This is a genomic window from Hylemonella sp. W303a (assembly GCF_046452315.1).
Classification (GTDB): domain Bacteria; phylum Pseudomonadota; class Gammaproteobacteria; order Burkholderiales; family Burkholderiaceae_C; genus Hylemonella.
The window spans coordinates 289,931-309,133 of record NZ_JBKFDG010000007.1; the positions used below are offsets into that span (position 1 = coordinate 289,931).

13 protein-coding genes and 2 other RNA genes are annotated in these 19,203 nt (G+C 64.1%); 11 read left to right on the forward strand and 4 right to left on the reverse strand.

The features are described from left to right. Window positions 1-24: 24 nt before the first annotated feature. Window positions 25-394: a transfer-messenger RNA gene (gene ssrA / locus ACLBKS_RS14720) on the forward strand. 137 nt (window positions 395-531) lie between these two features. Here ssrA and ffs read toward each other — a convergent pair. Together ffs and ACLBKS_RS14730 are read right to left on the reverse strand one after the other, a co-directional pair. Next, window positions 532-628, reverse strand: an RNA gene (ffs, locus tag ACLBKS_RS14725) — signal recognition particle sRNA small type. 59 nt (window positions 629-687) lie between these two features. Next, window positions 688-2,304, reverse strand: a complete 1,617-nt coding sequence (locus tag ACLBKS_RS14730; RefSeq protein WP_410193557.1) for a methyl-accepting chemotaxis protein — start codon at window positions 2,302-2,304, stop codon at window positions 688-690. Between the two features lie 186 nt (window positions 2,305-2,490). Here ACLBKS_RS14730 and dnaX point away from each other — a divergent pair, with 186 nt between their 5' ends. The 5 genes from dnaX to ACLBKS_RS14755 all read left to right on the forward strand — a co-directional run bounded on the left by dnaX (window position 2,491) and on the right by ACLBKS_RS14755 (window position 7,434). Beyond that, complete coding sequence (dnaX, locus tag ACLBKS_RS14735; RefSeq protein ID WP_410193558.1) at window positions 2,491-4,455, forward strand: DNA polymerase III subunit gamma/tau; 1,965 nt, start codon at window positions 2,491-2,493, stop codon at window positions 4,453-4,455. A 66-nt stretch (window positions 4,456-4,521) separates the two neighbouring features. Continuing rightward, window positions 4,522-4,854 carry a YbaB/EbfC family nucleoid-associated protein gene (locus ACLBKS_RS14740; protein WP_410193559.1) on the forward strand — a complete coding sequence of 111 codons (333 nt, stop codon included), beginning with the start codon at window positions 4,522-4,524 and terminating at the stop codon, window positions 4,852-4,854. Between the two features lie 36 nt (window positions 4,855-4,890). Further along, a complete protein-coding gene (gene recR, locus ACLBKS_RS14745; RefSeq protein WP_410193560.1) occupies window positions 4,891-5,481 on the forward strand; it encodes a recombination mediator RecR in 591 nt (196 codons plus the stop codon). A 244-nt stretch (window positions 5,482-5,725) separates the two neighbouring features. Beyond that, window positions 5,726-6,520 carry a basic amino acid ABC transporter substrate-binding protein gene (locus tag ACLBKS_RS14750; RefSeq protein WP_410193561.1) on the forward strand — a complete coding sequence of 265 codons (795 nt, stop codon included), beginning with the start codon at window positions 5,726-5,728 and terminating at the stop codon, window positions 6,518-6,520. Window positions 6,521-6,681: 161 nt separating this feature from the next. After that, on the forward strand, window positions 6,682-7,434 hold the full coding sequence (locus ACLBKS_RS14755) for an amino acid ABC transporter permease (RefSeq protein WP_410193562.1): 753 nt from the start codon (window positions 6,682-6,684) through the stop codon (window positions 7,432-7,434). 148 nt (window positions 7,435-7,582) lie between these two features. On the opposite strand, the gene ACLBKS_RS14760 is transcribed toward ACLBKS_RS14755, so the two are convergent. Together ACLBKS_RS14760 and gloB are read right to left on the reverse strand one after the other, a co-directional pair. Beyond that, entirely contained in the window at window positions 7,583-9,271 is a 1,689-nt protein-coding gene (locus ACLBKS_RS14760) for a transglycosylase SLT domain-containing protein (protein WP_410193563.1), read from the reverse strand. Further along, the gene (gloB, locus tag ACLBKS_RS14765) at window positions 9,268-10,062 is read right to left on the reverse strand and encodes a hydroxyacylglutathione hydrolase (protein ID WP_410193564.1); all 795 of its coding nucleotides are present in this window, start codon (window positions 10,060-10,062) and stop codon (window positions 9,268-9,270) included. Before gloB ends, ACLBKS_RS14760 begins: the two co-directional genes overlap by 4 nt. Before the next feature lie 37 nt (window positions 10,063-10,099). Between gloB and ACLBKS_RS14770 the strand changes: the two genes are divergently transcribed. From ACLBKS_RS14770 to ACLBKS_RS14790, 5 genes are all read left to right on the forward strand, one after another. Further along, window positions 10,100-10,987 (forward strand): class I SAM-dependent methyltransferase, encoded by an 888-nt coding sequence (locus ACLBKS_RS14770; protein WP_410193565.1) that lies wholly within the window; start codon window positions 10,100-10,102, stop codon window positions 10,985-10,987. 31 nt (window positions 10,988-11,018) lie between these two features. Further along, entirely contained in the window at window positions 11,019-11,537 is a 519-nt protein-coding gene (gene rnhA, locus ACLBKS_RS14775; RefSeq protein ID WP_410193566.1) for a ribonuclease HI, read from the forward strand. Between the two features lie 185 nt (window positions 11,538-11,722). Further along, the gene (locus ACLBKS_RS14780) at window positions 11,723-12,988 is read left to right on the forward strand and encodes an efflux RND transporter periplasmic adaptor subunit (protein WP_410193567.1); all 1,266 of its coding nucleotides are present in this window, start codon (window positions 11,723-11,725) and stop codon (window positions 12,986-12,988) included. Window positions 12,989-13,453: 465 nt separating this feature from the next. Beyond that, window positions 13,454-15,187 carry a ShlB/FhaC/HecB family hemolysin secretion/activation protein gene (locus ACLBKS_RS14785; RefSeq protein ID WP_410193568.1) on the forward strand — a complete coding sequence of 578 codons (1,734 nt, stop codon included), beginning with the start codon at window positions 13,454-13,456 and terminating at the stop codon, window positions 15,185-15,187. Further along, window positions 15,123-19,203 (forward strand): beta strand repeat-containing protein (locus ACLBKS_RS14790; RefSeq protein WP_410193569.1); only part of this gene is annotated, 4,081 nt, incomplete at its 3' end. The genes ACLBKS_RS14785 and ACLBKS_RS14790, both read left to right, overlap by 65 nt.

Sequence of the window (19,203 nt, forward strand, 5' to 3'; positions counted from 1 at the left end):
AACCAGCCTAAAATGCGAGCCTCAGGGGCTGCACTGGTTTCGACGTGGGTTCGGGCACGCAGCAGGGCATGTCGAGGTTCTGTCACCTCGTAAAACCGCAGAAAAAAACTAACTGCAAACGACGAACGTTTCGCACTCGCCGCTTAATCGGTGAGCCTCACAACAGTTGGCCGATGGGCTGGGCAAGGGGCGCAAGCTCCCGGCTGTGAGGGAATCTACATGGGCTGGTCCACATCCGGGTGCCTTGGCTGTGGACGAGAAACAAGGGCACTGGCCTGATGCGTAGCGTGTCGCTGCGCGACGCACCGGGCGAGACTCAAATCAGACGACTACACATGTAGAACTGCGCGGAGAAGGCTTGCGGACGGGGGTTCAAATCCCCCCAGCTCCACCATCCATCAAGTACGAATGCCGTTTGCTGACCATCAGCAAACGGCATTTTGTTTTGCGAGACGTGTGTCGAGCAGGTCATGCCCGACCCGGCCCGGGGATAGGCTTGGCAGGAGTTGCGTTGCGCAGCGTGGGGTGTAGGGTGACGGACCTCGACCCCGGCACTGGCTCCGTGGTTAGGGCTGCTTGGTTCCCCACCTGACCCGGTTGGCCGCTTCACCATGCGGGAAGGCCCGTCGCGGGTGATTGTAGCGGCTGCGGGGGATGGGCTGTGTGCCGATGTCCCTACTTTCCTGCTCAGGCGGCGGCCGGGCGAGCGATGGCCGGGTAGTGCGCCGCAACCCGACGTGAAGGGGTGGTCACGGCAGAGGCTGTCGCGCCGACGCGAAAGACGCTGACGGTGCGCGCAAGCTGACTCGCCTGGGATTCCAGCGATTGGGTCGCGGCGGTGGACTCTTCCACCAGTGCGGCATTTTGCTGCGTGACCAGGTCCATCTGGGCCATGGCCTGGTTGACCAGCTCCAAGCCCGCGGTTTGCTCCTGTGTGGCCGCGCTGATCTCGGCCACGATGTCGCGCACGCGTTGCACGCTGCTCACGACGTCGCGGATGGAGGCGCCGGCCTGCTCCACGAGTTGCGTGCCCGCGTCCACCTTGTTGACCGTGTCGCCGATCAGGCCCTTGATTTCCTTGGCCGCTTCCGCCGACCGTTGGGCCAGGCTGCGCACCTCGCTGGCCACCACGGCGAAGCCCCGACCTTGTTCGCCCGCGCGTGCGGCTTCCACTGCCGCGTTCAGGGCCAGGATGTTGGTCTGGAAGGCGATGCCGTCGATCACGCCAATGATGTCCACGATGCGCCGCGAAGCGTCGTGGATGCCGCCCATCGTTGCCACCACCTGGTTGGCCACTTGACCGCTGAGCGCGGCTTGCGTGGAGGTTTCTTGGGCCAGCTGGTTGGCTTGGCGGGCGTTGTCCGCGTTGTGGCGCACGGTGGAGGTGATCTCTTCCATGGAGGCCGCCGTTTGCTGCAAGGAGCTGGCTTGTTCTTCGGTGCGGCTGGAGAGGTCCAGATTGCCCGCCGACATCTGCGTGGCGGAGCTGGCGATCGCTTGCGAGCCTTGCATCACGTCTCCGACGATGCCGCGCAGGCGCTGGGTCATGTCGCGCAGCGCGTGCAGCAGTTGCGCGGCTTCGTCCCGCCCCTCGGCGCGCAATTCGCGCGTCAGGTCGCCATCGGCCACCGCTCGCGCCGCCTGAACGGCCTGCGTCAAGGGTTGGACGATGCTGCGCGTCAACGACCATGCAATCAGCGCGCCCGTCAGCGCGATGGCCAGGCCGATCCCGCCGAGCAGGGCGTAGCCGCGCGCCGCGCTGACGTCGATCTCCTTGCCCACACGATCAATGCTGGCGCGCTGGTGATCGCGCAGGCTTTGCAGGCCACCCAGGTAATCCCGAGAAGCGGGCAGAAAAGTCTGCTCAAACAGTCGCTGTGCTTCGCCCAGTTGACCGGCCGTCTTGGCCGCGATGATGGCGTCACGTGCCTTGATGTAGGCCTGCCGGTGTTCGATGACTTTGTCGAACAGCGCCTTCTCTTGTGGGTTGGAAATCAGCTTGGCGAATTGCGCCTGGCGTTCGCTGACTTCCTTGCTGGAGGCGGCGTTGGCTGCGGCGAACAGTTCGGTCAGGGCGTTGTCGCTGCTGCGTGCGACCGCCGTGGCGCGTTGCACGCTGGCGCTGATGCCGGCGTACCAGTCTGTCACCAGGCGTTCCTTTTGCAGGGGCTCTTGCATCATCTGGCGCGTGGCCTCGGCGGTGTGGCGCAGCTGGTAGATGCCGCTGATCAGCATGATCAGGGAAAAAAGGATGAGCAAGCCGAAGCCTGCGGCAAGGCGGGTGCCGATGCGGTGATTCTTCATGGGAGTGGGCCCGCCCGGCAGGGTCAGCGAAGCGGGTGGCATTGTTACAAGTCTCGAGGTTAACAAGTTGGCATTCCAGATGATTTTTTAGGGTTTTTATGGATTGACTGATTCATATTGAGAGGATTTTTAGGGTCGAGTCGGGTTCCGCGGGACGTTGGCGGGCACCACATAGAATCCGTGCCCATGTCCTACCTCGTGCTTGCCCGTAAATACCGTCCCCGGAGCTTTTCCGAAATGGTGGGCCAGGAGCATGTGGTGCAGGCCTTGGCGAATGCGCTGACGCAGCAGCGTCTGCACCATGCCTACCTTTTCACGGGCACCCGTGGCGTGGGCAAGACGACGGTCTCGCGGGTGCTGGCCAAGTCGCTGAATTGCATTGGTCCGGACGGGCAGGGCGGCATCACGGCCCAGCCCTGCGGGTCCTGCCCGGCTTGCCTGGACATCGACGCCGGCCGTTTCGTCGATTACACCGAGTTGGACGCGGCCTCCAACCGGGGTGTGGATGAAGTGCAGGCCCTGCTGGAGCAGGCGGTCTACAAGCCAGTGCAGGGACGCTTCAAGGTCTTCATGATCGACGAAGTCCACATGCTGACCAACACGGCCTTCAACGCCATGTTGAAGACCCTGGAAGAGCCGCCCGAGTACCTCAAGTTCGTGCTGGCCACGACCGATCCGCAGAAAGTGCCGGTCACGGTGCTGTCGCGCTGCCTGCAGTTCAACCTGCGTCCCATGGCACCGGAAACGGTGCTGGAGCACCTGACCCGCGTGCTGGCTGCCGAGAACGTGGCGGCCGAGACGGGCGCCCTGCGCCTGCTGGCGCGCGCGGCGCGAGGTTCCATGCGCGACGCCCTCAGCCTGACCGATCAGGCCATCGCTTTTGGCGGCGGCCGTTTGGAAGAGGCCTCCGTGCGTCAGATGCTGGGCAGCGCGGACCGCGGCCATGTGCTGCGCCTGATCGACGCCCTGGCGCGGGGCGATGGGCTGACCGTGGTCGAAACTTCGGAGGCCTTGCGCATGCATGGCCTGTCCGCCTCCGCGACCCTGGAAGAGATGAGCGCGGTGCTGCAGCGCATGGCGGTCAACCAGGCGACAGGGGGCGCTCGCCAGGCGGATGCCGCCGACCTGGCCGATCCAGACGCTGCGGAGATTGCTCGCTTGGCTGCAGTTCTGCCGCCCGATGAGACGCAGCTGCTCTATAGCATTTGCCTGCATGGCCGCGCCGAGTTGGGCTTGGCCCCCGACGAATACGCGGGCCTCACCATGGTGCTGCTGCGGCTGTTGGCTTTCAAGCCAGGGGCGTCGGTCGGCGCCATTGCAGGTTCCGGCGCCAGCGCCACGCAGGAAAAAAAAACTCTAGCTTCGGCTGAAGCCCACGCCGAAAGTCGTTCGCGCGTGCCCGTTGCGGCGGTGCCCGCGTCTGCCACGAGTCCCCGGCCTGCGCCAGTGATCCCGCCGGCGCCGTTCAGTCCGGCTTCGCAAACTGTCGTTCGGACCGCCGTGCCTCAGGCCGCCATGCCTCCCGCTCCCGCGTCTGCCCCGGTGGCCACCACGGCACCTTCCGCACCTCGACCCGGTCAACGCCTGCCTGTGGTGGACGCGGTGCGTCCGGCTCCGGCGCAGATCGCGCGTCCGATGCCGGCGGTCTCGCAGGCGCCGGTCGAACCCATGCCTTTGCCCGTGCGCTCCGCGCCCGAGGCGCGCTTGGATGCGCCGACGCCGGGGGCCACGGGCACGCCCTTGGTGCCGACCGAGGAGGGTGATTTCTGGCATGGCTTGGTGCGCGAACTCGTCGCCACCGAGGCCGTGACGGCGCTGGTGCGTGAACTGGCCCTGCAATCTCAATTGGTCGCACGCGACTCCAGCGAGAATACCCAGCATTGGCTGCTGCGCGTGGAGCGTGAATCGCTGAACTCGGGCAGCAGCCGAGAGCGTTTGCAATCTGCCTTGCAGGCGGCGGGTCATGCCGTGACGCTGACCGTGGAAATCGGGCGCGTGAGCGACAGCCCGGCCAAGCGCAACGCCGCGGCCGCGGCCGAGCGGCAGCAGGCCGCCGAGCAGCTGATCCACGAAAACCCCTTCGTGCAGGCGATGATGCGGGACTTTGGCGCGAAAATCGTGCCCGGCAGCATCAAGGCCGTGGACGCCTGAGCCCGTGCCGCTTCGGCGCTGCGGGCTCAGCCCTCGCTTCGACTCACTCATCTGAAAAGGAAAAGCATGTTCAACAAAGGACAACTCGCCGGTCTCATGAAGCAGGCCCAAGCCATGCAGGACAACCTCAAAAAGGCGCAGGACGAAATCGCGCTGATGGAAGTCACCGGTGAGTCCGGCGCGGGTCTGGTCAAGGTCACGATGACGGGCAAGCATGACGTCAAGCGCGTGGTCATCGACCCCAGCCTGCTCGCCGATGACAAGGACATGCTGGAAGACCTGGTGGCCGCCGCTTTCAACGCTGCCGTGCGCAAGGTCGAGGAAACCTCGCAAGAAAAGATGGGCAAGCTGACGGCGGGCATGCCCGGCCTGCCCGGCGGTCTGAAGTTTCCCTTCTGACTTTCCAACCTTCTGATGCACTGACCTGTTCAACGCGTGTCCGATCCCCATTCCCTCGACGCGCTGATCCATGCCCTGCGTCGCTTGCCTGGTGTGGGGCAGCGTTCAGCGCAGCGCATGGCCTTCCACCTGCTGCAGCATGACCGTGAGGGCGCGCAGTTGCTGGCTGGCGCCCTGCGGCAGGCGGTGGACCATTTGCGCCACTGCGCGCGCTGCCACACCTTCAGCGAAACCGAGATCTGCGCGCTGTGCAGTGACCCGACGCGCGACGCCAGCCGCTTGTGCGTCGTGGAAACCCCCGCTGATCAAATGGCCCTTGAGCGCACCGGCGCCTACAAGGGCCTGTACCACGTTTTGATGGGGCGGCTCAGCCCGCTCGACGGCATTGGCCCGAACGACATTGGATTGCCCGCCCTGTTGACGCGTGCCAGCGATGGCACCGTGCGGGAGGTCATCATCGCCACCAATTTCACGGGGGAGGGGGAAGCCACTGCCCATGTGATCGCCGAGGCCCTGAAAAGTCGCGGGGTGGCTGTGACGCGGCTGGCGCGGGGCGTGCCGATCGGCAGTGAGCTGGAGTACGTGGATCTGGGCACGATTGCCCATGCGTTGGCGGACCGGCGTTGAAGCGTGTGCGAGGTCCTGGCCGCTTGGCAAGAACCAGAGTGGCGCGGGTATGAATATTGCTCCCTCGGACTGTGTTTGTGGCTGCGTTTTGGGCTCCGCCTGAACGAACTCGGTGCCCGCCCAGCCTGCGTCTCCGCGCCCCTCTGAGCGCAGGAGCTGCGTCTGGCGGGGGGAGCGCTCTCAAAGCAAGCGACAATAACGGTTCCGGTTTCTTTTTTGTTTCTCACCCCCTACAAGGACTTTTATGCAAACCGCTCAATCCAAACGATCCACCCTCAAGCTGGCTGCCCTGGTGCTGGCGGGCTTGGCCGTTGCCGGCCTGGCCGCCTGCGGCAAGAAGGAAGAAGCTGCCCCCGCCAAGGCGTTGGTGGTGGGCACCGACGCTGCCTACGCACCCTTCGAATCCCAAGACGCCCAGGGCAACATCGTTGGTTTCGACATTGACGTGGTGAAGGCCATCGCCGCCAATCAAGGCTTGGAAGTCAAGTTCGTCAACACGCCTTGGGAAGGCATTTTCAACACCCTGGCTCAGGGTGACCGTGACCTGCTGGTGTCGGCCATCACCATCACGGCCGAGCGCAAGCAAACGATGGATTTCTCCAACCCCTATTTCGACGCCAAGCAACTGATCGCCGTGGCTGAAAAGTCCACCGTGAGCAAGTTCGCTGACCTCAAGACTCTGAAGGTGGGCGTGCAAACCGGCACCACGGGTGACGACGTCGTGCAAGGCCTGCTGGGCAAGGACAGCGCCAACATCAAGCGTTTCGAGTCCACCCCCCTGGCCCTGAAGGAACTGGAAGCCGGCGGCGTGCAAGCCGTGGTGGCCGACAACGGCGTGGTCGAGAACTACGTCAACAACAACGCCAACTTCAAGTTCAAGACCGTGAGCGATGACAGCTTCACCCCTGAGCAGTACGGTATCGCCGTGCGCAAGGGCAACACCGAGCTGCTGGAAAAGATCAACAAGGGCCTGGCGGCGATCAAGGCCGATGGCACTTACGACAAGATCCACGCTCAGTGGTTCGGCGGCAAGAAGTAATCGGCTGAAAGCCGTATCGATCGGACCGACCTGATCTGAACCGAACGGCGACGGCCTGCGTGACCTGCAACGGTGTCACGCAGGCCGTCCGCGTTTGGGACGATCGGGGTAAGTCGTCGATGGGCGCAGTAGCCTGTTCAACAAGAAAGTAGTCATACGACATGGATTTGCGCTGGAACATCCTTGCCGGGTACGCGCCCCTGTTTATCTCGGGTCTGAAGACGACCATTCTGGTGACGCTGGTGGCCATCGTGGTCGGGCTGGTGCTCGGTTTGTTGACGGGCCTGGTCACCAGTTCCCGCAAGGCGCCGCCCCCGAATTCCGCCCTCGCGCGCTGGGCGCTCAAGCCGGTGCAATGGCTGGCCGTGGCTTACGTCACCTTCTTCCGCGGCACCCCCCTCTTCGTGCAGATCCTGCTGGTGCACTTTGCCCTCATGCCCACGCTCGTCCATTCGGAGCATGGACTGCTGCTGGCGGGGCCTTTGGCCAGCGAATTCCGTCAGAACTGGGGTGCCTTTTTCTCGGGCGCCGTGGCCTTGTCGCTCAACGCCGGGGCCTACATCTCGGAGATCTTTCGCGCGGGCATCCAGTCCATCCACCAGGGGCAAACCCAGGCGGCCTATAGCCTGGGGTTCACGCATGCGCAGTCCATGCGCTACGTGGTCGTGCCTCAAGCCGCGCGCCGAATGGTGCCGCCGCTGGTCAACGAGGCCATCATGCTGCTCAAGGACTCTTCCTTGGTCTCAGCCATCGGCTTGACCGAGCTGGCCTTGGCCGCGCGCACGGTCGCGGGTGCCTACTCGCGCTACTGGGAGCCCTACCTGGCGATTTCGGCTCTGTACTTGGTGATGACCTTGCTGCTGTCGCTGGCGGCCAAGCGACTGGAAGTGCCTGAGCACCAACGGGGCAAGTGAGAGGTCTGGGTTGGCCCTGAGGCAGGAGCCTCGGCCAGAGAAATCGCACACCCAAAAAGCAAAGCGGCCGCGCTCCACGCCCGGCCGCTTTTTCCATTGAACGGGCCGAAGACGCGACCCGACGTTGTCCGCAGCGCAGTCCTGCGCTTCAGCTGTCCTTGCGCACCGGCGTGCCGATGGTGGAGGTCACGGGCATCCATCGGTAGAGCACGATGGTTTGGCCGGGCTCGAACTTGTCGCTCACCTTCAGCTTGTTCCACTCGGCCACCTTCGCTGGGGCGATGCCATAGCGGCGCGCGATGATGTTCACCGTGTCGCGTTTGCCAGCCTTGTAGACCACGCGACGTAGCTCGGTCTCCGGGAAGATGTTGAGTTGACCATGGTCGGCGATGCGTTCCGTCACATCGTGCTCGTGATCGCTGGGGCGCGGTACCAACAGGGTGGAGCCGGCGCGAATGATCATGTGGCTGGGTATGGCGTTGGCCTGGCGCAGTGTCTTCTCGTCGATCTTGAGCCGCTGCGCCACTTCCGTGGTCTTCATGGTCTTGGGGGCGGTCCAGACGGTCCAACTTGCCAACTGTCCCTTTTGCTGCTCGAGGAAGGCGTTCAGGTTTTGCTCGAACACGATGGCGTTGTCCCATGGCAGCAGGATCTGCGGCGTGCCCGCCGCCAGGATGACCGGACGGTGCAGGGAGGGGTTGAGCGCCTTGAAGTCTTCCAGTGGCACCTCAGCCAGCTCCGCGGCGAGGTCCACGTCGATGTCGCGCGTGATTTCGACGCTGTCGAAATAGGGGTGGTTGCCGAATTCGGGCAGCGTAATGGCGAAGCGCGCCGGATCGGCGATCAGGTTCTTCATCGCCTGGAACTTCGGCACGTAGTAGCGCGTCTCCTTGGGCATCAACTGATAGAGGGAGACGTAGTCGGTCGGCTTCTTCAGGCGCTTGTTCTTGGCGATCGCACGGCCGACCGCGCCTTCCCCCCAGTTGTAGGCCGCCAGGGCCAGGTGCCAGTCCCCGAACATGCCGTGCAGTTTCTCAAGGTAGTCCAAGGCGGCACGGGTGGAGGCCAGTACATCGCGCCGGTCATCTCGGAAGGCGTTCTGTCGCAGCTGGTAGACCCGGCCCGTGCTCGGAATGAATTGCCACATGCCGGCCGCGCGCGCGCTGGAATAGGCAAGCGGGTTGTAGGCGCTTTCGACGAAAGGCAGCAGCGCCAATTCGGTGGGCAAGCCGCGGCGCTCAATCTCCTCGATGATGTGGAAGAGGTACATGCGCGATCGCTCAATCATCGCGATGAACTCGTCCGGTCGAGCCGCGTACCACTGCTCGCGGCCCGGCACGAGGGGACTGTTCAGGTCCGGCATGGCGAAGCCTTGGCGGATGCGCTGCCAGAGATCGTCCGTGGTGGCCAAAGCAACCACCGAGTGCGTCGCAGGCGTCAATGGCTTGGGCAAGGGCTGGAGGTCGAGTGATGCAGTCGCTATCGGCTGCAAAGCGCTGGTGGACGAGGGGCCAGGCGCTGGCGATGCGGCCAGCGGCATCGACGCGGCCTGTGTTTCGGTGGCTGGGGCGGACATCGGCACGCGCGCGCTGCGCGTCTGCTTGTCCGCGACCGCAGTCAGAGACGCAGCGGATGCAGGCTCTGGCGCGGACGCCGCGATGGCAGGCTCGTCTGCGCCGTGATGCGCCAGTGGATCCGTCAGCGCGCAGGCGCTCAAGCCCAGTGAGACCGAGATTGCACAGGCCAGGACGCGCCAACGTCCAGGGTGGCGGCTGAAAGACGGAACGGCCAGATCGGTCGGCGTGGATTGCGGCGTGGGCTGCGACAAGGGTTTCATTGGAATTCGTTTTTCCACTGGCGCAGCGCGGCGAACGTCTCGACCTCCGCGGGCTGCATGCCAGTCATGGCGTGCGCGGCAGTCCGCGCGACGGCATGGACGACGTCAGGATGACGGCTGCGCAAAAAGGGGTTGATGGCGCGCTCGCGCGCGAGCGTGGAGGGGAGGGTCGGCTCGCCGCGAGCGCGCAGGGCCTCGCAATCGAGGCTGTGTTGGTGCAACGCCGCGTTGGCCGGTTCGACCGCCCGCGCGAAACGCAGATTGCTCAGGGTGTACTCGTGCGCGCAGCACACGCGGGTGGTGTCAGGAAGGCGGTTGAGCTTGTCGAGCGAGGCCAGCATCTGCGCGGGCGTGCCTTCGAAGATGCGTCCGCAGCCGCCCGAAAACAGGGTGTCACCACAGAAGAGCAGGGGCGAAGGGGTTTCCAAGGCGGCCTCGGCGCAATACCAGGCGATATGACCCGCGGTGTGTCCGGGCACGTCCAGCACGTCGAAGCGCAGTCCGAGGACTTCCACCGCATCCCCCTCACACACCCGGGTGATGGGTTCGGGCATCTCTTCGCCCGCAGGGCCATACACGGCCGCGCCCGTCGCGGCGCGCAACTCGGGCACGCCGCCCACATGGTCTGTGTGGTGATGGGTGACTAGAATCGCCCGCAGCGTCAGACTCCGAGATCGCAGAGTGTTCAGCACCGGCGCCGCCTCGGCCGGGTCGACAACGATGGCCTGTTGCTCATCGTGCAACAGCCAAATGTAGTTGTCGGTCAGGGCGGGCAGAGGAAGCAGCGTCACAGGGTGGGGTTATCTTGAGGAGGCATGGCGCAAGGTCATGAGCGGCGAAATTATAGATTTGCAGTCTTGGTGCGAGACCCCTGCCGGGCACTATCTGCTCGACTGGGAGCGGGAGCAGTACGAACGCGCCGTGGCCGACATTTTCGGCTACCACGCCTTGCAATTGGGACTGCCTGCGCTGGACAGCCTGGCTTCCAATCGCATGCCCCACCGTTGGCGGGCGCACTGCGGGATAGGCTCGCTCGCGGCCAATGCCGCGCCTTGGCCGATCACGCTCCACACCGACTACGCCGCATTGCCTTTTTCCGAAGGCAGCTTGGACCTGGTGACCCTGCCCCACACCCTCGACATTCACCCAGATCCTCATGCGGTGCTGCGCGAAGTCGCGCGTGTGCTCGCGCCCAACGGTAAGGTGATCATCAGCGGCTTCAACCCCATGAGTTTGTGGGGCTGGCGCCAGCGGCGCGAAACCTGGTGGATGCGAACCACGCGCGAAGCCGGCTGGCATTGGCTGGCCGAGCGCTGCCAGCCCGTTCTGCCGGAGAACCTGGAGTTCATCAGTCCCTGGCGCTTGCGCGACTGGTTGCGTCTCTTGAATCTGGAGGTCGACGCGGGCGGCGGCGACCGCCACGGTCTTTGGCGGCCCTTGCTGCGCAGTGCGTCTTGGCTGCATCGTTGGCGCTGGATGGACTCCGCTGGCGGGCGCTGGTGGCCCGTGTTGGGCGCCGTGTACTTCGTCGTGGCCGTTAAACGAGTGCAGGGAGTGCGGCTGCTGGAGCCACGGTGGCGTCGCGCCGCGAGCGCGGCGCAGCAGGCCGCGCCAGCTTCTCTCGTGCCACACCGACGAGAATCGGCGGTTTCGGGGTCCGTCATGGCCAGTCCCGATACGACAGATGAGAGTGTCACCACGCTTTCGCAGACATGATGAACCAGGCAAGCCCAAGAACAAGGAAAGGATGGCAGGTTTGAGCCTCGCGCAACAACAAGCAAGCAGGGATGTGAGAGTCGAGGGGAGTCCGGTGGAGATCTACACCGATGGCGCCTGCAAGGGCAACCCTGGGCCCGGGGGCTGGGGCGTGCTCCTGCGGTCCGCAGGCGTGGAAAAGGAGCTTTTCGGTGGCGAGCCGGCGACCACGAACAACCGCATGGAATTGATGGCGGTGATTCAGGCGCTGGAAGCCCTCAAGCGTCCCTGCCATGTCGTCTTGCACGCGGACAGCCAGTACGTCCTCAAAGGCATCACCGAATGGCTGGCGGGGTGGAAAGCCAAGGGTTGGAAGACGGCGAGCAAGCAACCTGTCAAGAATGTCGATCTGTGGCAGCGCCTGGACCTGCTGGTCAACGGCGCGCCAGGTCAGGCCGCGGTGCACCGTATTGAGTGGCGCTGGGTCAAGGGACACGATGGCGATCCGGGCAACGAGCGCGCGGATGCGCTGGCCAACTGCGGGGTGGAGCAGGTCACGGCCCGTCGTTGAGGGCCTGTGTTTCGCAGGCGGTCCGTGGGCGCGGCAGCCCCATGGCTTGACTCAGGGTTTACATGGTTCTGGCATGCTTGCCGCTTTTGCGCAGAGCCCCGCCTTTACTTGATGCGGTGATTCCCCGTCCAGGCTCTGGTGCTCGGCAAGCGCGCGCACTCGACTTTCTTTGCTGATGGATTTGCATGGCTTCCAGACTTCTTTATCCGGTGATAGCGGCCCTGGGCATCGGCGTGGCCTCGGGTGCCGCGTGGTGGTTCCAGCACCGTCAGCCCGTGCCGAGCGTCGGCGCGGCGGCCCCCGTTGCCAGTGCGGCTGGTGCGGGGCCAGCGTCCACCCGACCCGCGCCGGGCGGCGGCGGAGGCGGCTTGCCCAGCGTCGAAGCCGCTGCGGTGGTGTTGGCTCGCGTCCAGGACGATGCCCAGGCAGTGGGCACTCTGCGCTCCCGCCAAAGTGTGATGCTGCGCCCCGAGGTGGCCGGGCGCATCGCTGAAATCGCTTTTCGTGATGGCGTGCGCGTGCGGCGCGGCCAGTTGCTGGCGCGCCTCGAGGATGAACTTCCGCGCGCCGAGTTGAGTCAGGCGGAAGCGCAGTTGTCCATCGCCCGCGCCAATGTGCGGCGCAATGAGGAGTTGGTGTCCCAGAGTTTCGTCGCGCGCAGCGTGCTCGATGAAAGCCGCGCCAGCTTGCAGGTGGCCGAAGCCCAAGCAGCGCTGGCGCGCGCGCGCCTGGCCCGCATGCGGATCAACGCGCCTTTCGATGGCATCGTGGGCATCGCCAAGGTGGATCTGGGGGAGTACGTGCGTGACGGCGCGGACATCGTCAATCTGGAAGACATCGAAGCGCTCTACGTTGATTTCCGCTTGCCCGAGCGTCTGCAATCCAAGGTCCGAGCGGGGCAGAGCGCCTTCGTTTCCGTGGATGCGTTACCAGGGCAATCCATACCCGCGGTGATCCAGGCCATCGATCCCTTGGTGGATGCCGATGGCCGTTCGCTGGCGGTGCGCGGGTGCATCGACAACCGCAAGCAACTGCTGCGTCCGGGCATGTTTGCGCGTGTCACTACCGTGTTCGGCGCGCGCGACAACGCGCTGGTCGTTCCAGAGGAGGCCATCGTGCCCCAAGGCAGCAAGCAATATGTGTTCAAGCTTGACGGCCCCGGTCGTGGTGCGGGCGCTGGCGCGCAGGATGGCGATCCCGCCCTGCGGTCGGTGCGCCGGGTCGAAGTGACCACCGGTTTGCGTCAGCCGGGCCGTGTGGAAGTGGTCCAAGGCCTGGCGGCCGGAGACGTGGTGGTCACCGCAGGCCAACAGCGCATGCGAGGCGACGGCATGCAGGTCCGCGTGGCGCAACTCAACTCAGCGGGCGTGCCGGAGCGAGGTTCCGAGGTGCCGGTTGCTGCCCGTTCATCCGGCGCCGCACGCGTTGACGCTGGCAATCCTTGTTCCTGACCGACGGGCAGCCCGGGGGGCTTGGCCCCGGCTGCATGGTTTGCGTGCAGCGCAATCCAACGAATTTGTAACAATGGCTTCGTAACACGGGCAAGCCTTGTTACCAGGGTGGCCCGCTCGAAACAAAGCCAAGTTGTGCAATTTGTTGTTGTCTTGCGCCGCAAGTGACTGGATACAACTGCTTGCATCCATTTACCACTGTGTAAAGAAAAAAATCTCTTTTACACTCTGAGGATATTGCCTGAGTAAATAACCACTTGCTTTGCTTTTTCCGTTGTGCCGGTGCCCATGACAAAAAAAACCAGCGTCCGTCACGGGGAAACTGTCTTTACGCCGCATCTGAAACCCGCCACTCTGTTTGGGATCTGCGGCGCCTTGGTGGCTCGGAGGATGTGGCTGATGGCGTGCGCGGGGTTGATCATGTGTGCTGAGGCGAGGGCGCAGCAAACTCCGCTGCCCGATGCCTTGCAACCCGGAGCTGTGCGCCCCGACGCTGGCAATCGCATGCCACCAGCGCCCACGCCCGGAGGCTTGCTGCAAATCCCGCCCTTGGTGGAGCGTTCCTTGTCGCCGGGTGAAGGTCCTCGTATCCGGGTGGTTCGATTCGATTTGCAGGATGCCCGTGATCTTCCTCGGTACGGGATCGTCCTGAACGAGGCACGCGCGCTGCTGGAGCAAGCCTTGCGCGAACAATCGGACGAGGGTTTCACCATCGGTGAAATGGAAGCCGTGGCCAACCGCGTGACCAACTACTACCGGCAGCGCGGGCTCATTCTGGCCAAGGTGGTTTTGCCCGTGCAGACCATCAACGAAGGCGTTGTGACCTTGCAGGTCATCGAGGGCCGCTTGGGGCAAGTGCTGGCGGAGGGCAATCAGGCGTATTCCACCCAAGCGCTGGCGCGGCCCTTTCACGATTTGTTGGGCGAGCCCGTGAGCCAGCAAGAAGCAGAATCCGCGCTGCTCACGCTGACTGACTATCCCGGTCTCGCGGTCTTCGGAACCTTTCAACCCGGCAAGCGGGTGGGCGAGGCAGATCTGCTGCTGCGTGTTCCCAACGAGGAACGTTTCAACGGCAACCTGCACCTCGATAACCAAGGCAGCGACACCACCGGCGTCTACCGCACGCGCGCGCAATTGCAGTGGAATAACCCGACCGACCACGCGGACCGGGTGTCGCTCACCTTGCAACAGAGCGCGCAGCCGGCCAACAACTTCTTCGGTGGCTTGGAGTACCAGCTGATCCACGACGGCTTCTGGCAAGGCGGCGGCTTCGCTCGCCACAACCATTTCACCGTGGGGGGGGATTTCGCGGATCAGAAGCTCAGCGGTTCGTCAGATCAGTACGGGCTCTTTGTCAAGCAGGTGTGGCGGCGCAGCCGCGAAGGCAACTTCTCCACCCAGCAGGAGCTCGCTTCCAAGACCTCGTCCACGGAGCGCTTCGGTTCTCCCGCCAACGAAGACAAGTTGACCGTGCTGAAGCTGAGCATGAACTACGACTCGGTCGACACACGCTTCAGCGGCTTGAACTACGCGGGCCTGGAATTCAGCCAGGGCTTCAATGACTTGCTGGGCGCAATGGGCGACACCAGCAGCGCGCGCTCCTTGGACCAAGGCCAACGCCCCAGCCGTCTCAGCGGCGAGAGAACCTCCTCCAACCAGAATATTTACGCAGAAGGCGCTTTCAGCAAGGTGTTGGCCTTTTACTCGCGCTTGCAGAACATCACGGCCAGTTCCTCCGTTCTTTTCAGAACCGAGTTCCAATATTCCAATGATTTGCTGGTGCCGATGGAGCAGTACGCCGTCGGCGGCGCCGATCATTTGCGTGGCTTTGACAGCTCCTACACCTTGTATGACACCGGCGGACTCCTATCGCTGGAATACATCCTGCAGGCGCCGGGGTTCGGAGATACCCAAGCCCCTTTCAATGGTTTTGGCGGTGGCTGGCGCTGGCGCGATCTGTTTCAAGTGTCCATTTTTTACGACCACGCGCTGGGCAAGAAGAATCAACCCCTGGCCAATGAACCGCAAGACAATTACCAGTTGTCCGACGCAGGCGTGGGCTTGCGTTTCAACATTCCGAACAAGCTGAGTTCACGCATTCAGCTTGCCTATCCACTGACCGATGAGAGCGGCAATGAGCAAAGTGCAGCGGCGAAATCAGAACCCAAGTTCTGGTTCGACCTCGCCTGGCTTTTCTGATCGGGTCACGCTGACCCGCATCACGCCCATCGCCTTGGCGGCTGCCTTGGCGCTGGGTGGCGCAGCCTTGCCCCTGCCGGTGTATGCCGGTCCCAAGGGAGGCACCGTGGTGGGCGGCAGTGGCAGCATTAGCCAACCCGATGCCAACACCACCCAAGTCCAGCAGAACAGCCATCGCTTGGCGGTGCAGTGGGACAGCTTCAACGTCGACGCCAACGAGCGCGTCAATTTCTACCAACCGTCGTCCAGTGCCTGGGTGCTCAACCAGATCCTGGACCAGAATGCCAGCGTCATTCGCGGTCAGATCAACGCCAACGGCAATGTCATTCTGGTCAATGGCAACGGTGTTTACTTCAGTTCGACCGCGCAGCTGAGCGTGGGCTCCTTGGTGGCATCGGGCTTGGGTCTCTCCACCGAAAACTTCATGGCGGGTCAGCTCAAGTTCGAGCGCCAGGCAGGCACCAGCGGCCGGGTCGTGAACCGTGGTGTCATCCAGGCGGCGACCGGCGGCAGCGTGAGCTTGCTCGGCGCCAGCGTCGAGAACTCCGGCACCATCGTCGCCAACGCGGGTCGCATTCATTTGGGCGTGGGCGAGCGCATCACGCTCGATTTCGATGGCGATGGCCTGATGAGGTTCGCCGTGGACGAGGCCCTGCGGGAGCAGATCGATGGCCTGGACACGGCCATCCTCAACAGCGGCGAACTGCGGGCCGAAGGCGGCCAAGTGGTGCTGGAAGGCCGCGTCGCACGCGACGTGTTTGCTCATGTGGTCAACAACGAAGGTGTGATCCAGGCCGGGCGCATCGACAACACCGGTGGCGTGATCCGGCTCGTCGGTTTCGGTGGCAGCGAAAGCTCCGTGCTCAACACGGGCACGCTGGACGCGGCGGGCCGTGACGCGTCCAGCACCGGCGGTCAGGTGCACGTGCTGGGCGAGCGCGTCGCTCTGATGGGCAACGCCGTCGTGGATGCCAGCGGCGCGCAGGGCGGGGGCGAGATCCTCATCGGGGGCGATTACCAGGGCAAGAACCCGGACATCCCCAATGCGGAACGTGTCTATGTGGGCTCCGGCGTGCACATCAAGGCCGACGCGACCGAGCAAGGCGATGGCGGCAAGGTCATCTTGTGGGCGGACGACGACACCCGGTATTTCGGGTCGATCAGCGCACGCGGAGGCGCCAGCGGCGGCAACGGCGGGTTCGTTGAGGTGTCTGGCAAGCAGCGTCTGGCGTTCGCGGGGAATGTGGACCTTTCGGCCTCCGCGGGGCAGCAAGGCTCGCTGCTGCTCGACCCTGACAATCTGTACATCTCCGACAACCATCCAGGAGGGGGACAGATTGAGCTCCCTGGCGCTCCTTTCGACGCGACGGATGGCAACGATGACTATTGGGTGAATACCTCGACCCTGGCCTCGGTCTCGGGAAATGTCGTCCTGACTGCGAACAACGACATTATTTTCCTGAGTGACCTGAGCATGTCGGCTCAAGGTGCTGCGGACACCCTCAGCATGGTTGCCGTCAATGCGATCACCATGAATGGCCATGGGATCACGACGGTCGGGAGTGTCTCCATGACGGCCGGCGCGGGCGGCGTCACTCTCATCGGAACATCCAGTGTGGGTGTGGACTTGACGATCGTTTCGGGCGGTGCCGTCAGCCAAAGCGGGGCGATCGATTCATCTTCACTGAACGTCACCGCGGCGGCTGGCATTGTCCTGAACGCGGCGAACCAGGTCGACAGCTTCGTTGCGACGAATACGGGGTCTGGCGACATCCAGTTCACCAACACGGCCGCGACGCTGACGGCCTCGGTCAGTCAGAGCGGTGGTGGTGACGTCGTGATCAACAACACCGGTGCGCTGGAGCTGGGTACCACCACGGTCTCCAGCGGGGGCGACCTGACGTTGACCGCGACGGGGGCCATCAGCCAGACCGGTGCTCAGACGCTTGCGGTTGCAGGTACGACGACGCTGGTGGCGGGTGCGAACGCGGTCACGCTGAACAACGCGAACAACTTCGGTGGTGCGGTGACGGTCACCAGCGCCGGGGCGCTGACGCTGAACGATACGGGCACGCTGACGGTGGTGTCGACGTCGACGACGGGGGCGGCGAACCTGACGGCGGTTGGCAACCTGGTGGTGAGCGGCGTGTTCGGCAACAGTTTGACGACCGAGACGACGGGTACCGGGACGACGGAGTTCGGCACGACGAGTGCGACGAGCCTGGATGTGACCAGTGCAGGGGCGGTGACCGACACGGGCGACCTGAGCATCTCGGGCACGACGACGCTGGCGGCGGGGACGAACTCGGTCGCGCTGGACGGGGCAAACAACTTCGGCGGTGCGGTGACGATCACCAGCGCTGGGGCGCTGACGCTGAACGACACGGGCGCGCTGACGGTGGTGTCGACGTCGACGACGGGGGCGACGGACCTGACGGCGGGCGCCAACTTGGTGGTGAGCGGGGTGTTTGGCAACAGTTTGACGACCGAGACGACGGGCACGGGGACGACGAGCTTCGGCACGACGAGCGCGGCGAGCCTGAATGTGACCAGCGCGGGTGCCGTCGGCCAGAGCGGGGCCTTGAGCGTGACGGGCACGTCGACGATCAACGCAGGCAGCGCGAACATCATCTTGACGAACTCCGCCAACGATTTTGTGGACGCGGTGGCGTTGACGGGTGCAGTCACCCAAATCACCGATGACAACGCGCTTACGCTGGGGGTTCTGAACACGGGGTCGCTGACGGTGATCAACGAGGGTGATCTGAACCTCGGCAGTGGCACGATCAGCGGCGCGCTGAATGTCACTACCAACAATGGCGCCGTGACGCAAACCGGCGCGCTGACGATCACGGGCACGAACACGAGCAATATCAATGCGGGTTCGGGGTCCATCACACTGAGCAGTGGCAATGACTTCGGCGGGACGGTGACCATCACCGGCGCTGGAGCGGTGACCTTGACCGACACGAACGCCTTGACGGTGGTGTCGACATTGACGACGGGCGCGGCAAACCTGGCTGCGGCTGGCAACCTGGTGGTGAGCGGCACGTTCAGCGACAACCTGACGACCACGACGACGAGCGCTGGCACGACGAGCTTCGGAACCACGACCGTGGGAGGAGCCCTGAACGTGACGAGCGCGGGTGCGGTGGGGCAAAGCGGTGCGCTGAGCGTCACAGGCACGACCACGATCAGCGCTTCCGGCCAAACGATCACGCTGACCAACACCAGCAACAACTTTGTCGGCACGGTGGGGCTGACCGGTGGCGTGACGCAGATCACGGACGCCAATGATTTGACGTTGGGCACGCTGGCGACTGGCGCGCTGACCGCGAACGGCTTGGCAGGCCTGCTGACGCTCACAGGCGGGAGCGTCACCAGCGCGAATCTGACGGGAAGCAATGGCATCAACCTGTCGGGAACGCTGACGTCGACGGGTGATCTGGACTTCAACAGCGCGGTGACCCTGAGCGGGAACGCGACGCTGACGAGCAGCGGCGGGAACGTCACATTCGATTCGACTGTGAATGGCGCGCAAGCGTTGACGGTGAACGCCACCGCTGGGCAGGCTGTCTTTTCAGGCACGGTGGGTGGATTAACCGACCTCACTGGCTTGACGGTGGACGCGGGATCGCTGGTCATCAACGCGTTGGAAGTGACCGGAAATCTGTCGTTGACCACGGCTAACACGGCCATCACGCAGGGCGGCGTGTTCCAGGTGAGTGGCAACGCCAGCCTCAATGCTGGCACCGGTACCATCACACTGAACAACGCGAACAACTTCGGTAGCCTGACTTTCACGGGCGGCGCGGTGACGATCCAAGAGGGTTCGGCCACGGTGTTGACGGGGACGAATACGGCGACGAGCCTGAGCCTGACGTCGAGCGGGGCGATCACGGACGCGGCGAGCACGAGCCTGGTGGTGACGGGGCTGGCGAGTTTCAACGCGGGGAGCAACGCGATCACGCTGGGTGATGACGCGGGCGACACGACGAACTTCGGCTCGGTGAACC

What these genes read in the sequence shown, in the direction of transcription:
- ACLBKS_RS14780 (WP_410193567.1), top strand. Translation starts at nt 11,723, where the DNA reads ATGGCTTCCAGACTTCTTTATCCGGTGATAGCGGCCCTGGGCATCGGC.
- rnhA (WP_410193566.1), top strand. Translation starts at nt 11,019, where the DNA reads ATGGCAGGTTTGAGCCTCGCGCAACAACAAGCAAGCAGGGATGTGAGA.
- ACLBKS_RS14755 (WP_410193562.1), top strand. Translation starts at nt 6,682, where the DNA reads ATGGATTTGCGCTGGAACATCCTTGCCGGGTACGCGCCCCTGTTTATC.
- ACLBKS_RS14770 (WP_410193565.1), top strand. Translation starts at nt 10,100, where the DNA reads ATGAGCGGCGAAATTATAGATTTGCAGTCTTGGTGCGAGACCCCTGCC.
- ACLBKS_RS14740 (WP_410193559.1), top strand. Translation starts at nt 4,522, where the DNA reads ATGTTCAACAAAGGACAACTCGCCGGTCTCATGAAGCAGGCCCAAGCC.
- ACLBKS_RS14730 (WP_410193557.1), bottom strand. Translation starts at nt 2,304, where the DNA reads ATGAAGAATCACCGCATCGGCACCCGCCTTGCCGCAGGCTTCGGCTTG.
- ACLBKS_RS14750 (WP_410193561.1), top strand. Translation starts at nt 5,726, where the DNA reads ATGCAAACCGCTCAATCCAAACGATCCACCCTCAAGCTGGCTGCCCTG.
- dnaX (WP_410193558.1), top strand. Translation starts at nt 2,491, where the DNA reads ATGTCCTACCTCGTGCTTGCCCGTAAATACCGTCCCCGGAGCTTTTCC.
- ACLBKS_RS14760 (WP_410193563.1), bottom strand. Translation starts at nt 9,271, where the DNA reads ATGAAACCCTTGTCGCAGCCCACGCCGCAATCCACGCCGACCGATCTG.